Raw genomic sequence first — 13801 nt, 5'->3', positions numbered from 1 at the left:
CGGCGAGCCTTGCGCGAAAAGAAACTAGCGCTTTCGAATCCGGCCGCGCATTCCGGTGTTTACGGTTGCATGCGATGCGAACTTAAGCGATTTGAATGGCGTATTGCGGGGTGTTGCAGGCAATCCCCAGGCCAAACGTTTGCGCGAAAAAATGCCCTGTGGCGATATGCATAAAGCGTAAGATGCAGTAAAAATCGGAAACAATTTTGTCAACGCGTTGCAAGGTAAGGTCGTTAATGGAACAAATTACCCGCTTCGGGCCCCGCTAGAGGATCTTTCCAGCCGTTTAGCAGCCTGCTGTCCCGAGATGCGCCGCGACCGGTCGCGTTGAAAGGGAGCATGCCGAGGTAATTATTACCAACAATTACAAGCCCCACAGCCGTTTAGTCTTGGATTGCCAGGGAGGCAAGCAGTACATGAAGGCATTGAGCATTCTCCACAGCGAGTCGTCGCGGGGGTGGGGCGGGCAGGAAGTGCGTACGCTGAAGGAGATGATCGCGTTGCGTGCGCTCGGTCATCACATCGAACTCGTGTGTCCCGCCGACGCGGTGCTCGGCACGCGTTCGCAGGCCGAAGGCTTCACGGTGCATCACGCGCGCATTCGCTCGGGTTGCGACGTGCGCTCGATGCTGAAGATCCGCGCGCTGCTCGCGCGCGGTCAGTTCGACGTCCTGAATACCCACAGCGGCCACGACAGTCTCGTCGCGGGCATGGCGGGGCGTCTCGCCGGGACGCCGCTGATCGTGCGCACGCGCCATCTCGCGCTGCCCATCACGTCGCTGGCCACCTACAACCGCTTCCCGCACAAGGTGATCGCGGTGAGCCGCTACGTGCGCGACTACCTGATCTCGGCGGGCGTGCACGAAGGCCGCGTGGAAACCGTCTACGACGGCATCCACCCGCCCGCGCCCATCGCGCATTCCACGCTGCGCGACGAACTCGGCCTCGGGCCGGAAGCCGTGATCGCGGGCATGGTCGCCATCATGCGCGGCAAGAAGGGCCACGACGAACTCATCGCCGCGGTGCGCCCGCTCATGATCGAGCGCCCGCATCTGCACGTGGTGATGGTCGGCAACGGCCAGGAGTTCGAGCGCATCGAGGCCACCGTCGCCGAACTGGGCCTCACGCATCGCATTCATCTGCTCGGCTTCCGCAAGGACGTGAACAACGTGCTGCGCGGCTGCGATCTGTTCGTGCTGCCCACGCACCAGGAAGCGCTGGGCCAGGCGTTTATCGAAGCGATGGCGATGGGGTTGCCCGTGATCGGCACGAACGTGGACGGCGTGCCCGAGCTGATCGACGACGGCGTGAACGGCCTGCTCGTGCCCGCGAAGGACGTGCCAGCGCTGAGCGCCGCGATCGCGCGTCTCGCCGACGACGCGCCGCTGCGCGCGCGCTTCGGCGCCGCGGGGCTCGCGCGCACCGACGGCCACTTCACGGTGGACATCATGGCGAGCGAGACCGTCGACTTCTACCGCCGCGGTCTCGCGGAACGGCAGGCGTCGGCGAGCCGCCGCTGGCGGACCGCGACGTGATTCGCAAAACGCCAGCCGGCGCGCGCGTCGTGCCGGTGCTCATGTATCACCATGTCAGCACCGCGCCGGGCATGATCACGGTGTCGCCCGAACATTTCGCGGCGCAGATGGCGTGGCTCGCGAAGGCCGGTTATCGCACCGTGGGCGGCGCGCAGCTCGCGGCCTGGTTCGCGGGCGAGCCGCTGCCGGAAAAGTCGGTCGTGCTCACCTTCGACGACGGCTATCTCGACAACTGGGTGCACGCGTATCCCGTGCTGAAGGCGCATGGCCAGACGGCACTCTGCTTTCTGGTGACGAGCTGGCCCGGCGAAGGGCCGCCGCGCGCGCATGCGGGCTCGGGCGGCGCGCTGCCGCCTTTGCTCGACCATCACGCGGGCGAAGCGGCCATCGACATCGGTGAAACCGATCGCGCGATTCTGCGCTGGTCGGAAATCGAGGCGATGCGCGCGAGCGGCACCTTCGAGTTTCACAGCCATACGCATTCGCACGTGCGCTGGGACAAGGTGGCCGCGAATCCGCAGGAAAAACGCGCCTGGCTCGCGCGCGATCTGCTCGACTCGCGCGCGACGTTGCGGGCGAGGTTCGGCGTGGCTTCGGATCATCTGTGCTGGCCGCAAGGCTATTACGACGACGACTACGTGAGCGCCGCGGCGCAGGCGGGCTTTCGTCATCTCTACACCTGCGAGGTGGGGCCGAATTATCGGCATGCGCGCGCCCACGAGGCGGGCAGCGGGGCAACCAGCGAGCCGCGCTCGATTTCGCGGCTCGAAGTGCGCGACCGGCCGGTGTCGTGGCTCGCGTCGCGGCTCTGGGTGCACACCAGGCCGGCGCTCAGCCGCGCGTATCTGCGCATCAAGCGCTAACTCCGGCGCGCGGTGCCAGAGACGCCGCGCGTCAGCGATCCGGCGTGTCGTGCCCGGTCGGGTCGATCTCCACATCCTGCTCGGGAATGCCGGTGAGGCGCTGCACGTCGCCGGGCGTTTCGCAGCCGGCCACGCCCGCCACCTGGCTCGTGCCGTCCGTCACGCGCCCGGCCCATTGCCCGCTGGGCGCGCGGAAAATCCGCAATTGTCTACGTTGATGCTGCTTTCTGACTTTCATGGCCGGGTCGTCGCTGTCTGGCGCTTCGCTCGATGAGGTGGGAACGTCTACGCAAGGATGATGCCACGCCCGCGTTTCTGGCCGCGCGAGCCGTCCAGGCAGCATGACGATGCGGCCCCCGGAGGCGTGCGCTAACGAAAGCGCCGGAAGAAGCGGCGGATATCCTCCGCGAGCAGGTCGGGTTCTTCCATCGCCGCGAAATGGCCGCCGCGCGGCATGTCGGTCCATTGCGCCACGTTGAACACGCGTTCGAGCCACGAGCGCGGCGGGTGGCTGATCTCGTGCGGAAAATGCGCGAACGCGACCGGCGGCGCCACGCGCTCACCCGCCGCGAAGCGAAACGGCTGCAAGCGGTTCTCCCAGTACATCTGCATCGAGGTGCCGATGCTCTGCGTGAACCAGTAGAGCGACAGATTGGTGAGCAGTTCGTCCTTCGAGAAGCGCCGCTCGAGTTCGCCGCCGCAGTCGCTCCACGCGCGAAATTTTTCGCCGATCCACGCGGCGAGACCGGCGGGCGAGTCGTTGAGCGCGGCCGCGGCGGTTTGCGGTTTCGTCGCGTGCATATGCGCATAGCCGCCTTCCAGCGCGGCCCAGTCGGCTTTCGCGCGCACAAAGGCCTGTTCGGCTTCGCTCATGGGCGCGTCGCCGGGACCGATCGCGGGCTCGAACGAACTGGGCAAAAAGTTCAGATGGATGCCGTCCACGTGCGGCGCGTGGCGCGCGGCCAGCGCGACGGATACGCCCGCGCCCAGATCGCCGCCTTGCGCGCCGAAGCGCTCGTAACCCAGACCGCGCATGAGCGCCACCCACAAGTCGGCCACCTGAAACACCGAGGTGCCAGGCGCGGCGGGCGCGGGCGAAAACGCGAAGCCGGGCAGCGAGGGCGTGACGACATCGAACGCGTCGTCGGGGCTCGCGCCGAACGCCGCGGGATTCGCGAGCCGCTCGGCCAGCGCGTGGAACTCGAAAAACGAGCCGGGCCAGCCATGCGTGATCACGAGCGGATACGGCTTGGGCCCAACGCCGCGCCGATGCACGACGTGCACGCGCTGACCGTTCACCTCGGCCATGAATTGCGGCAGGCGATTCAGCGCGCGTTGCGCGGCGCGCCAGTCGAAACGCTCGGCCCAGTACTCGACGCACGCGCGCAGCCACGCGCCGTCCGTGCCCTGCTGCCAGGCGTCGGCGGGCGTCAACCAGGCCCAGCGCGTGTTGCGCAAGCGCCGTTGCAGATCGTCGATGGCCTCGTCCGTTACGGCGATTTCGAATGGCGAGAGGTTCATGGCGCGTCCGTCGCGAGAAGGGAACGTCGATTCTATCCGCGTGCGCTGCGGTCTGCGCGCCACGGCGTACGCGAGCATGCTCCCGCGCGCGCCTGCGCATGGCCGCGCATATCCAAATGGCGATTTCATGGTTAGTCGCGTGCGGCCCGGTGCCTATACTTTTTGGCCGGGGTTTAGCGCACACGAGGACACCCAACGATGAGCCATCCTGCTGCGGCCACTGCGCCGCGCCGCCTGCATCTGAACGTCAACATCCTGCACTCGGGCTTCGTGCCTTCGGCGTGGCGCCTGGATCATGCCGATCCGCGCGCGTTCGTCGATGTCGGGCATTACGTGCGCGTCGCGCAACTCGCCGAGCGCGGCAAGCTCGACGCCGTGTTTCTCGCCGACAACGCCGCGATCATCGACCAGATCGACTTCCGGCCGATCACGGCGCTCGAACCCACGGTGCTGCTCGCGAGCATCGCGGCGGCCACCACGCATATCGGCGTGATCGGCACGGCATCGACGAGCTATAACGAGCCGTACAACATCGCGCGCCGTTTCGCCACGCTCGATCATGTGAGCCACGGGCGCGCGGGCTGGAACGTGGTGACGACCGCCGACCTGCCTTCGGCGCGCAACTTCGGCCGCGACGCCGTGCCCGATCACGCGGAACGCTACGCGCGCGCGGCGGAGTTCACGGAGGTCGTCAAGGCGCTCTGGAACAGTTGGGACGACGACGCGTTCATTGGCGACAAGGCGAGCGGACGCTTCATCGACGTGAATAAAGTGCGGCCGCTCGCGCATCGCGGGCGCTTCTTCCAGGTGCAAGGGCCGCTCAATCTGCCGCGCACGCCGCAAGGGCATCCGGTGCTGGTGCAGGCGGGCGGTTCCGCCGACGGGCGCGATCTCGCCGCGCGCCACGCCGAAGCTGTTTTTTCCGCCTCGCAGTCGTTCGAGGAGTCGGCGGCGTACCGGCGCGAGCTGAATGCGCGCGCCGCCGCGTATGGAAGGCCCGCTGGCGTGAAGGTGCTGGCGGGGCTGACCACCATCATCGGCGCGACCGAGGCCGAGGCGCGACGGCGCCGCGACGATCTCATCGACCAGATCCCGTGGCGCTACAGCCTCACGCGGATCGCGGGCATTCTGGGCGTCTCGCCCGACGTGCTCGATCTCGACCGGCGCCTGCCCGACGACCTCGCGCTGCCGAACGGCGGCAACGGCAATCACACGTTCTTTCACGCCACGCTCGCCGAAGCGCGGCGCGGCGGCCATACGGTGCGCGAGCTGATTCGCGCGCTGGGCGGCGGTGGCGGGCATCGCGTGATCGTGGGCACGCCGGAGCAGATTGCCGACGACATCGAACGCTGGTTCAAAGGCGAAGCCGCCGACGGCTTCAATCTCATGCCCGACGCGCTGCCGGACGGCCTCGAGGCGTTCGTCGAAGGCGTCGTGCCCATTCTCCAGCAACGGGGGCTATTTCGTACGGAGTACGAAGGGAGAACGCTGCGCGAGCACTTCGGTCTGGCGCGGCCGGATCACACGCACGCGCAACGGCACGAGGCCGCCGAGCCCGCGTAACCAGCAACGCTTGAACAAGGCACGCCGCGCGGCGTGAACGTTTGAATCCGTGGTTTCTCTATGGCTTATCAGGCACACGATGTATCGACACAAGAATAAATCGGTGTACTACGCAATGTCCGTTATTGCGGCGGCATGTGCGTTGCTGCCGCTCGCGGCATGCAACAAGGCGGACAGCGCGCCAACGGCGCAGCACGCCGCGGCGCTCAAGCCGGTATCCGGCGGCACGCTCACGTGGGGCGTGACAACCGAACCGGCGTGTTTCGACCCGCATCGCTCGTCGCAGCAAAACGCGTTCTGGGTGATCCGCAATTTCGTGGATTCGCTGATCTTCAAGCAACGCGACGGTTCTTACGCACCGTGGCTCGCGAAGTCGTGGAGCGTGTCCGACGACGGCAAGACCTATACGTTCAACCTGCGCGACGACGTGCATTTCACCGACGGCACGCCGTTCGACGCGCAAGCCGTGAAAGCCAACTTCGACTATGTGATCGCGAACGCGGCCACCACGGCGCCTTCGGTTTCGCTGCTCGTGCATCTCGATCATGTCGACGTAGTGTCGCCGTACGTGGCGCGCATCGTGTTGAAGGAGCCCGATTCCACCACGCTCGAATCGCTCTCCAGCGTGAAGCTGGGCTTTCTCTCGCCGAAGTCGCTCGCGGGCAATCACGATCTGTGCGCGGGCGGTCCGGGCATCGTCGGCACGGGGCCGTTCGTGTTCAGCGCGTATCAGCGCGGCCAGGCGGCGACCTTCACGCGCAACGCCGCTTACCATTGGGCACCCACGGCCGCGCAGCATCAGGGCGCGGCGTGGCTCGACAAGGTGGTGTATCGCTTCCTGCCCGAGGCTTCGGTGCGCACGGGCGCGCTGAGTTCGGGGCAGGTCGATCTGATCGAAGGCGTGCAGCCGACCGACGCGAGCTTGTTCGATCATGTGGACGGTTTCCAGTTTCTCACCGGTCCTTCGGCGACCACCTCGTTCACGCTCAACGTGAACTACACCGCGTGGCCCGCCAACGACGTGCGCGTGCGCCGCGCCTTGCGCGACGGCTTCGATCTCGACGGTATCGTCAAGAGCGTCTATCTGGGCACGGTGCGGCGCGCGTGGTCCAACATCGGCCCCGACAATCCCGACTATGCGAAGGCGCTGCCCAATTCGTGGGGCAACCAGATCGCGCAAGCCAATCACCTGCTCGACGAAGCCGGCTGGACCACGCGCGACAGCGACGGCTTTCGCACGAAGAACGGCAAGCGCCTGAGCGTGGAAGTGGGCTACCCGCAGCCATATGTGCGCGATAGCCGCGACGTGCTGATTCGCGCGATCCAGTCGGCGTTGCGCCAGAACGTGGGTCTCGACCTGCGCCTGCGCATCACCACGGCGGGCGAGTTCGCCACGCAGCAGCACACGGGTGTGTGGAGCGTCTATCCGAATACCGACAACCCCTCCGACGTGGCGATGGAACTGTGGGACATGCTCGGCGACGGCGGTTTTCTCTATCAGGCCATTCCGAACCCGGACCGCACGCTCACGGGCAGGATCAATGCGGCGCGGCGTTTGCCGGTGGGCGACGCGCGGCGCAAGTTGCTCGGCGAGATTCAGCAGTACGCCGTGGACCAGGGCTATATCGTGCCGCTCTATGCGCCGCAATATCACCTGGCCGCGAAATCGAACGTGCATGGCGTGGGCTTCGAGCCGCAACTCGACGGGCCCGCGAGCGCCTACGACATCTGGATCGACCAGCAAGGGGGATGACATGTTGCGTCAAGTCGCGGCCCGGTTGCTCACGGGTTTGCTGGTGCTGTGGCTCGCGGCGAGCGCGGCGTTCGTGACCGTGCACGCGTTGCCCGGCCGGATCGAAGACGTGCTCGCGGGCGATCTTTCGTATCCCGGCTTGCGCGAGGCCATTGCCGCGCAGTGGGGCCTCGACCACAGCCTTTTGTGGCAGTACGGGCAGTTCGTGCTGCGCCTGTTGCACGGCGATCTCGGCACCTCGTTCGTGCTGCAGCAGCCGGTGAGCGCCGTGATCGTCAGCCAGTTGTGGCCTACGGCGCAACTCGCGGGTTCGGCGGGCGTGCTGGCGGTGCTGCTCGCGCTCGGCGTGGCCACGGCCACGGCAGGCGCGAGCCACGCGGGCGGATTGGGCGCGTGGTCCGCGCGCATCGCCTCGGCGGGCGAACTCGTGTGCACGTCCACGCCGGTGTTCTGGGGCGGCCTGCTGCTGCTTATCGCGTTCTCGTTCCACTGGCGGCTCTTTCCCGTCTCGGGCGCGGCGGGCTGGCGCTCGCTCGTGCTGCCCGCCGTCACGCTCGCGCTGCCCACGGCGGGCATGCTCTCGCAGGTCATGCGCGAGGCGCTCGACGCCGCGTTCGAGCGGCCCTTCGTGACCACGGTGCGCGCGCGCGGCGTGTCGGAAGCGGGCTTGCGCGTGGGGCATCTGCTGCGCCATGCGCTGCTGCCCGTGGTGACGCTCGGCGGCTGGCTGATCGGCGGTCTGCTCGGCGGCGCCGTGATCACCGAAAAGCTGTTCGGCCGGCCCGGGCTCGGCAGTATCACGCTCGACGCGGTGACCTCGCAGGACGTGCCCGTGGTGCTCGCGGTCGTGCTGCTCGCCGCCTTCGTGCACGTGGTGATCTCCACGGCGCTCGACATCGCCTATCTCTTCATCGACCCGAGGTTGCGCAATCCATGAGCGATATCTCCGAGGTGTACGCCGCTTCAGCGCCGCGCTCGCGCGGTTTGCGCGTTCAGGCCGCGTGGCGGCGGCTCGTGAACGTGCCACGCGCTGTGCTGGCGGCATCGGCCTTTCTTGCGCTGCTCGCGTTCGCGATGGCGTTCCCGCATGCGGTGACGCCCTGGGATCCGTTGCTCAGCGACGTCGCGCACGCCATGCAGCCGCCCGACGCCGCGCACTGGCTCGGCACCGACCGCATTGGCCGCGATGTGCTCGCGCGCGTGGTGTACGGCGCGCGTTATTCGCTGCTGATCGGCCTCGCGAGCATGCTCGTGAGTCTGTGGATCGGGCTCCTGATCGGCTTGTGCGCGGGCCTCGGGCGGCGGGTCGTGGACGAGGGCGCATCACGCGTGTTCGACGTGCTTTCGGCGTTTCCGCCCGTGCTGCTCTCGCTGTTCGTGGTGTCGTTTCTCGGCCAGGGCATCGTCAATATCGCGGTGGCCGTGGGCATTGCGGGCATTCCCAAGTTCGGCCGCGTGCTGCGCGCGCAAACGCTGGTCGTGCGCCGCGCCGACTACGTCACGCATGCCGCGATCTTCGGGCTCTCGCGCAGCGAGGTGTTCTGGCGGCACGTGCTGCCGAACGTGCTCGCGGCGGTGCCAGTGATCGCGACCATCGACATCGGCAGCGCGATCATCGCCGTCTCGGGTTTGAGCTTTCTCGGGCTCGGCCCGCAACCGCCCACGCCCGAGTGGGGCGTGATGCTCGCCGAAGGGCGCGACGTGCTGCGCGTCGCGTGGTGGCCGAGCGTGTTTCCGGGCCTCGCGATCACGCTCACCGTGATCGCGTTCACCACCATCGGCAAGTACCTGTCGCGCATTTATGGAGTTCGCACGCGATGAGCGAGATATTTTTGGCTCCGGCCACGTCACGATCCGCCGATGTCGCGCCGCCCGCGCATGCGGTGGCGCGTACGCTCGTGGAAATCGCCGGGCTTTCGATTGGTTTCGCCGATGCGAACGGCGGCCGTCCGCTCGTGCGCGGCGTGGATCTGACGATACGCGCGGGCGAATGCGTGGCGCTCGTGGGCGAGTCGGGGTCGGGCAAGAGTCTGACCGCGCGCAGCCTGATCGGCCTCGCGGGCGCTCACGCGCAGGTGAGCGCGACGCGCTTCGAGATAGACGGGCGCGCCGCGCTGACGTTTCGCGAGCGCGACTGGCGCGCCGTGCGCGGCGGCTTCGCGGGACTCGTGATGCAGGACGCGCTGGTCTCGCTCGATCCGTTGCGCACGGTGGGGCGCGAGATCGGCGAAACGCTCGCGCGGCATGGCAAGGCGCGCTCGCGCGCGCAACGGCTCGACGCCGTGCACGCGGTCATGCGCGACGTGGGCCTACCCGAACCGCAGCGGCGCGCCCTGCAATACGCGCACGAATTGTCGGGCGGTTTGCGGCAACGCGCGCTGATCGCCTCGGCGATCGCGGCGTCGCCCGCGCTCGTGATCGCCGACGAACCGACCACGGCGCTCGACGTGACCGTGCAGGCGCAAGTGCTCGCGGTGCTCGAAGCGCGCTTGCGCGCGGGCGTGGGCGTGCTGCTCATCAGCCACGATCTGGGCGTGGTGGCCGGAATCGCCGACCGCGTGATCGTCATGCATCACGGCGAGGTGGTGGATAGCGGCCCGACGCGCAGTGTGCTCGAGCGGCCTTCGCATCCGTACACGCGTCAGTTGCTGGCCGCGCAACCGGGCGCGCATTCGCGCGGATACCGGCTGGCCTCCGCGCGGTTCGTGGAAGAGGGCGCGCGCGCCGTCGTGCGCGACCCCTTGCCCGCCCGCACGCGTGCGACGCAAGACACAGTGCTGCGCGTGGCCGGCATCGGCAAACGCTACGCGCGCGGCACGACGCGCCCGGCCGACGCCGCGTTCGTCGCACTCGACAACGTCTCGTTCGACGTGCGCGAAGGGGAAGTGCTGGGCATCGTCGGCGAATCGGGCTCGGGCAAGAGCACCTCGGCGAACATCGTGCTCGGCTTGCTCGCGCCCACCCAGGGCACGGTCGAATTTCTCGGCAGGCGCTGGAATGGCGCGGGCGTGACGGAAACGGCCCGCGCCGCGCAGCGGCCGCTCATGCGCTATATCCCGCAGGATCCGCTGAGTTCGTTCGATCCGCGTCACACGGTGCGCCGCTTACTCGCCGACGGTTTGCATACGCAACGGCTCGACCACCAGGCCGTGCTCGCGCGCAGTATCGCGTTGCTCGAACAGGTGGGGCTGGATGCGAGTTTTCTTGGCCGCCTGCCGATCTCGCTGTCGGGCGGCCAGCGCCAGCGTATCGCCATTGCGCGCGCGATTGCTTCGGAGCCCGTATTGATCGTGTGCGACGAGCCCGTTTCGGCGCTCGACGTGTACGTGCAGGCGCAGGTGCTCGATCTGCTCGGCGAGTTGCAGGCGCGGCTCGGTACGGCGCTGCTGTTCATCTCGCACGATCTCGAGGTAGTGCAGCACGTGAGCGACCGCGTGATCGTGCTGAAGGACGGGCGCGTGGTGGAAAGCGGCGAGACCGCGGCGGTATTCGCCGCGCCGCAAGCCGATTACACGAAACTGTTGCTGCGTTCCGCGCCGGGTTCGGCGCTGGCGGGGCGCACGCGGCGCGAGGCTTGACGGATTGAGGAAGCGCCACCCGCAGGGGTGGCGCAATCGCTTCCCCGCAAGACGTCAGCTTTTGCCGACGCGATAGAAACTCGGCGGCGCCTCGCCGTTCACCGCATAAGCGCCCACCTGGCGCTCGCGATACACGCGCGGATTGTGCGACGAGATCGTGCGCGCGTTGCGCCAGTAGCGGTCCAGCCCGGCCGTGCGCAGCGTGGCCGAAGCCCCGAGCGCGTCGAACAGTTCCGTGCTCGCGTCCAGCACGAGGCGCGTGATGACGGACACCGATTGATCGACTTCCACGTGCGCCTCGGTCGTGGCGTGCTGGCGTTGCGCGTCGGTGGCGTTCGTGTCGAGATGCGCGTCGTAGCTGCGCTGGAGCGCGCGGGACGCCTGCTGCGAGATGGCGCTGGCTGCGTACGCCGCGCCGTGCACGCGCCCGACCACTTGCAGGATCTGCGGGTCGTCGGACACGCGCGCGGCATTGCCGTGGCTATACACGCGATCGCGCTGACGCACGCGGCGCGCGACATCGTCGGCGAGTGCCCGGCCGATGCCCGCGAGCGACGCAAGATGCACGAGCTGGTAAAACGGCACGGCATACGGAAAGCGCGTGGACGTGGGGCGGATCCACGCGGGATCGACGGCCACGTCGGTGAAATGCGCCGTGCCGCTCGCCGTGAGCGCCTGGCCGAAACCGTCCCAGTCGTCGACGATCTCCACGCCCGGCGCGTTGCGCGGCACCTGTAGATACACGGTGTCGTCGCCGTCTTGCGCGCCAACGGCCACCCAGTCGGCGAACAGCGAGCCGGTCGTGTAGAACTTCGTGCCGTTCAAACGCACGCCTTGCGCGCTACGCGTGAGATGCGTGGCGAATGTGCCCACCTTCGCGCTGCCGGCTTCCGAGAGTCCCGCGCCGATCGTCTCGCCGTTCGCGAGCCGTTCGAGCCAATGCTCGCGCCAGGCTTTCTCGGGCGCCGTCAACACGTCTTCGACAAAGCCCAGATGCGCGCGGATCGCATTGACGACGTTGGTGTCGGCGGCACCGAGTTCGATCAGCAATCCGAACAATTCCGGCAAGGTGGCGTCGAAGCCATGGCGCTCGCTGGGCAAACGCAGCCGCGTGAAGCCCGCTTCGCGCACCCAGCGGATTTCCTCGTGCGGCAAGCGATGTTGCACGTCGCGCTCGACCGCGCTCGCACGAATGCGGGCGAACACGGGCCGGAATCGCGCCGCGAGCGCCTCGTAGCGCGCGCTGGGCGGCGCGCCCCAGGCGGCGTGCGGTTCGAGGGAAAAGACCTCGGCCGACTGCGCCGGGACCTGCGCAGCGGAATTCGTCGCGGACTTCGGAGTGGATTGCGCTGCTGCGTTCGATTGAGCCATAGGTATGAGTTTCCGGGTGAGGTGGGTAAGGTCGTCGCGCGCTCACGCGGCGGGCAATGCGCCGCGCGCGGGACGCGCGAGCCCGAGGTGTTCGCGCAGCGTCGTGCCTTCGTACTCGGTGCGAAAGAGGCCGCGCCGCCGCAGTTCGGGCAGCACGAGTTCGACGAAATCGGCGAGACCGCCCGGCAGCCAGGCCGGCATGATGTTGAAGCCGTCGGCGGCGCCTTCCTCGAACCACTGCTGCAATTGATCGGCGATCGTTTGCGGCGTGCCCACGATCTGTTGATGCCCGCGCGCGCCCGCGATCCGCAGATACAACTCGCGGATCGTGAGCTTGTCGCGGCGCGCGAGTTCGACCACCAGATGCTGGCGGCTTTTCGGGCCGTTGGTTTGCGGCAGTTCGGGAATCGGGCCGTCCACGTCGTAGCCCGAAAGATCGATGCCACCGATCACGGTGGCGAGCAGCGAGACGCCCACCACCGGGTCGATACGCGACTGCAGCGCCTCGAATTTTTCCTCGGCTTCGGCCTGCGTGCGCCCGATCACGGGGAAAATGCCGGGCATGATCTTCACGTCGTCGGGATCGCGGCCGTAGGCGGGCAAGCGCCCTTTGATGTCGGCGTAAAACGTCTGCGCTTCCTCCAGCGTCTGATGCGCGACGAAGATCACTTCCGCCGTGCGTGCGGCGAGCGCGCGGCCCGCCTCGGACGCGCCCGCCTGCACCACCACGGGACGCCCTTGCGGCGAGCGCGCCACGTTCAGCGGGCCGCGCACCTTGAAGTGAGGGCCGCGATGATCGAGCACGCGCAGCGTGTCGGTGTCGAGGTAGATGCCGCTTGCCTTGTCGCGCAGGAAGCTGTCGTCGGCCCACGAATCCCAGAGGCCGAGCACGATGTCGTGGAATTCGGCGGCGCGCTCGTAGCGCGTGTCGTGTTCCGGCAGGTCGTCGTAATTGAAGTTCTGCGCTTCCGAGCGGCTGCTCGAGGTCACCAGGTTCCAGCCCGCGCGGCCGCCCGAAATCTGGTCGAGCGAGGCGAATTTGCGTGCCACGTTGTACGGCTCGTGGAACGACGTCGATACCGTGGCGATCAGGCCGATGCGCTCGGTCACCGCCGCGAGCGCGGAAAGCAGCGTGAGCGGCTCGAAGAACACGCTGCGCGCGGAGCGCGCGAGCGAGCCCTGGTCGGTGCTGCGGATGCCTGAAGAGTCGGCGAGAAAGATCGCGTCGAATTTCGCGGCCTCCGCCAGACGCGCGATTTCGACGTAATGGCGAAAGTTGCTGCCCGCGTCCGCCTGGGCGTCGGGATGGCGCCACGCAGCGACGTGGTGGCCGGTCTGCATCAGAAATGCGCCAAGGCGCATTTGCCGGTTGGATTTGCTCATGTCGTATGCCGGCGAAGGCTGGAAGGGTTGAGGAACGGCGCGGCCTGCGTGGCACGGCCTGTTTGGCGCGGCCGGCTAGGCACGGCCTGCGTGGCGTGGCCTGCGCGCCGTCGCAACTGACCGCGCGGATCAAGCCACGATTCTTTGCCTCGAGCGCCTTCCCTTCAACGAATCATTTCGACTATCCATATCGCGCGCCGATGTAAGGCGCGGTGCTTAAGGTCAGCTTATGGT

11 protein-coding genes are annotated in these 13801 nt (G+C 67.6%); 7 read left to right on the top strand and 4 right to left on the bottom strand.

Annotated elements, in window-relative coordinates; all coding sequences use genetic code 11:
- The first annotated feature begins 416 nt into the window (after window positions 1-416).
- Window positions 417-1535 carry a glycosyltransferase gene (locus tag FAZ98_RS23175; RefSeq protein WP_158954456.1) on the top strand — a complete coding sequence of 373 codons (1119 nt, stop codon included), beginning with the start codon at window positions 417-419 and terminating at the stop codon, window positions 1533-1535.
- A gap of 41 nt (window positions 1536-1576) precedes the next feature.
- Window positions 1577-2398, top strand: a complete 822-nt coding sequence (locus FAZ98_RS23170) for a polysaccharide deacetylase family protein (RefSeq protein ID WP_158956417.1) — start codon at window positions 1577-1579, stop codon at window positions 2396-2398.
- 31 nt (window positions 2399-2429) lie between these two features.
- Here the strand turns inward: FAZ98_RS23170 and FAZ98_RS23165 are convergent, their stop codons facing one another.
- Together FAZ98_RS23165 and FAZ98_RS23160 are read right to left on the bottom strand one after the other, a co-directional pair.
- Window positions 2430-2636, bottom strand: a complete 207-nt coding sequence (locus FAZ98_RS23165; RefSeq protein WP_158954454.1) for a hypothetical protein — start codon at window positions 2634-2636, stop codon at window positions 2430-2432.
- A gap of 131 nt (window positions 2637-2767) precedes the next feature.
- On the bottom strand, window positions 2768-3919 hold the full coding sequence (locus FAZ98_RS23160) for an epoxide hydrolase family protein (RefSeq protein WP_158954452.1): 1152 nt from the start codon (window positions 3917-3919) through the stop codon (window positions 2768-2770).
- 198 nt (window positions 3920-4117) lie between these two features.
- Between FAZ98_RS23160 and FAZ98_RS23155 the strand changes: the two genes are divergently transcribed.
- From FAZ98_RS23155 to FAZ98_RS23135, 5 genes are all read left to right on the top strand, one after another.
- Window positions 4118-5482 carry an LLM class flavin-dependent oxidoreductase gene (locus tag FAZ98_RS23155; RefSeq protein ID WP_158954450.1) on the top strand — a complete coding sequence of 455 codons (1365 nt, stop codon included), beginning with the start codon at window positions 4118-4120 and terminating at the stop codon, window positions 5480-5482.
- A 115-nt stretch (window positions 5483-5597) separates the two neighbouring features.
- Window positions 5598-7235, top strand: a complete 1638-nt coding sequence (locus tag FAZ98_RS23150) for an ABC transporter substrate-binding protein (protein WP_233272888.1) — start codon at window positions 5598-5600, stop codon at window positions 7233-7235.
- 1 nt (window position 7236) lies between these two features.
- On the top strand, window positions 7237-8172 hold the full coding sequence (locus FAZ98_RS23145) for an ABC transporter permease (RefSeq protein WP_158954446.1): 936 nt from the start codon (window positions 7237-7239) through the stop codon (window positions 8170-8172).
- Window positions 8169-9056, top strand: a complete 888-nt coding sequence (locus FAZ98_RS23140; protein WP_158954444.1) for an ABC transporter permease — start codon at window positions 8169-8171, stop codon at window positions 9054-9056. Before FAZ98_RS23145 ends, FAZ98_RS23140 begins: the two co-directional genes overlap by 4 nt.
- A complete protein-coding gene (locus FAZ98_RS23135; RefSeq protein ID WP_158954442.1) occupies window positions 9053-10813 on the top strand; it encodes an ATP-binding cassette domain-containing protein in 1761 nt (586 codons plus the stop codon). The genes FAZ98_RS23140 and FAZ98_RS23135 overlap by 4 nt, the downstream gene beginning before the upstream one ends.
- Window positions 10814-10867: 54 nt before the next feature.
- Here the strand turns inward: FAZ98_RS23135 and FAZ98_RS23130 are convergent, their stop codons facing one another.
- Window positions 10868-12184 carry an acyl-CoA dehydrogenase family protein gene (locus FAZ98_RS23130; RefSeq protein ID WP_158954440.1) on the bottom strand — a complete coding sequence of 439 codons (1317 nt, stop codon included), beginning with the start codon at window positions 12182-12184 and terminating at the stop codon, window positions 10868-10870.
- Window positions 12185-12226: 42 nt separating this feature from the next.
- Complete coding sequence (locus FAZ98_RS23125; RefSeq protein ID WP_158954438.1) at window positions 12227-13567, bottom strand: LLM class flavin-dependent oxidoreductase; 1341 nt, start codon at window positions 13565-13567, stop codon at window positions 12227-12229.
- Window positions 13568-13801: the final 234 nt, after the last annotated feature.

It is taken from the genome of Paraburkholderia acidisoli, from assembly GCF_009789675.1.
Lineage (GTDB): Bacteria > Pseudomonadota > Gammaproteobacteria > Burkholderiales > Burkholderiaceae > Paraburkholderia > Paraburkholderia acidisoli.
The sequence above is the reverse complement of the archived record's forward strand: the minus strand, read 5'-3'. Positions and strand labels throughout refer to the sequence as shown.

Excerpts from the sequence above, each read along its gene's own strand:
- FAZ98_RS23170 (WP_158956417.1), top strand. The coding sequence starts at position 1,577 with ATGTATCACCATGTCAGCACCGCGCCGGGCATGATCACGGTGTCGCCC.
- FAZ98_RS23140 (WP_158954444.1), top strand. The coding sequence starts at position 8,169 with ATGAGCGATATCTCCGAGGTGTACGCCGCTTCAGCGCCGCGCTCGCGC.
- FAZ98_RS23135 (WP_158954442.1), top strand. The coding sequence starts at position 9,053 with ATGAGCGAGATATTTTTGGCTCCGGCCACGTCACGATCCGCCGATGTC.
- FAZ98_RS23125 (WP_158954438.1), bottom strand. The coding sequence starts at position 13,567 with ATGAGCAAATCCAACCGGCAAATGCGCCTTGGCGCATTTCTGATGCAG.
- FAZ98_RS23155 (WP_158954450.1), top strand. The coding sequence starts at position 4,118 with ATGAGCCATCCTGCTGCGGCCACTGCGCCGCGCCGCCTGCATCTGAAC.
- FAZ98_RS23130 (WP_158954440.1), bottom strand. The coding sequence starts at position 12,184 with ATGGCTCAATCGAACGCAGCAGCGCAATCCACTCCGAAGTCCGCGACG.
- FAZ98_RS23165 (WP_158954454.1), bottom strand. The coding sequence starts at position 2,636 with ATGAAAGTCAGAAAGCAGCATCAACGTAGACAATTGCGGATTTTCCGC.
- FAZ98_RS23145 (WP_158954446.1), top strand. The coding sequence starts at position 7,237 with ATGTTGCGTCAAGTCGCGGCCCGGTTGCTCACGGGTTTGCTGGTGCTG.
- FAZ98_RS23175 (WP_158954456.1), top strand. The coding sequence starts at position 417 with ATGAAGGCATTGAGCATTCTCCACAGCGAGTCGTCGCGGGGGTGGGGC.
- FAZ98_RS23150 (WP_233272888.1), top strand. The coding sequence starts at position 5,598 with ATGTCCGTTATTGCGGCGGCATGTGCGTTGCTGCCGCTCGCGGCATGC.
- FAZ98_RS23160 (WP_158954452.1), bottom strand. The coding sequence starts at position 3,919 with ATGAACCTCTCGCCATTCGAAATCGCCGTAACGGACGAGGCCATCGAC.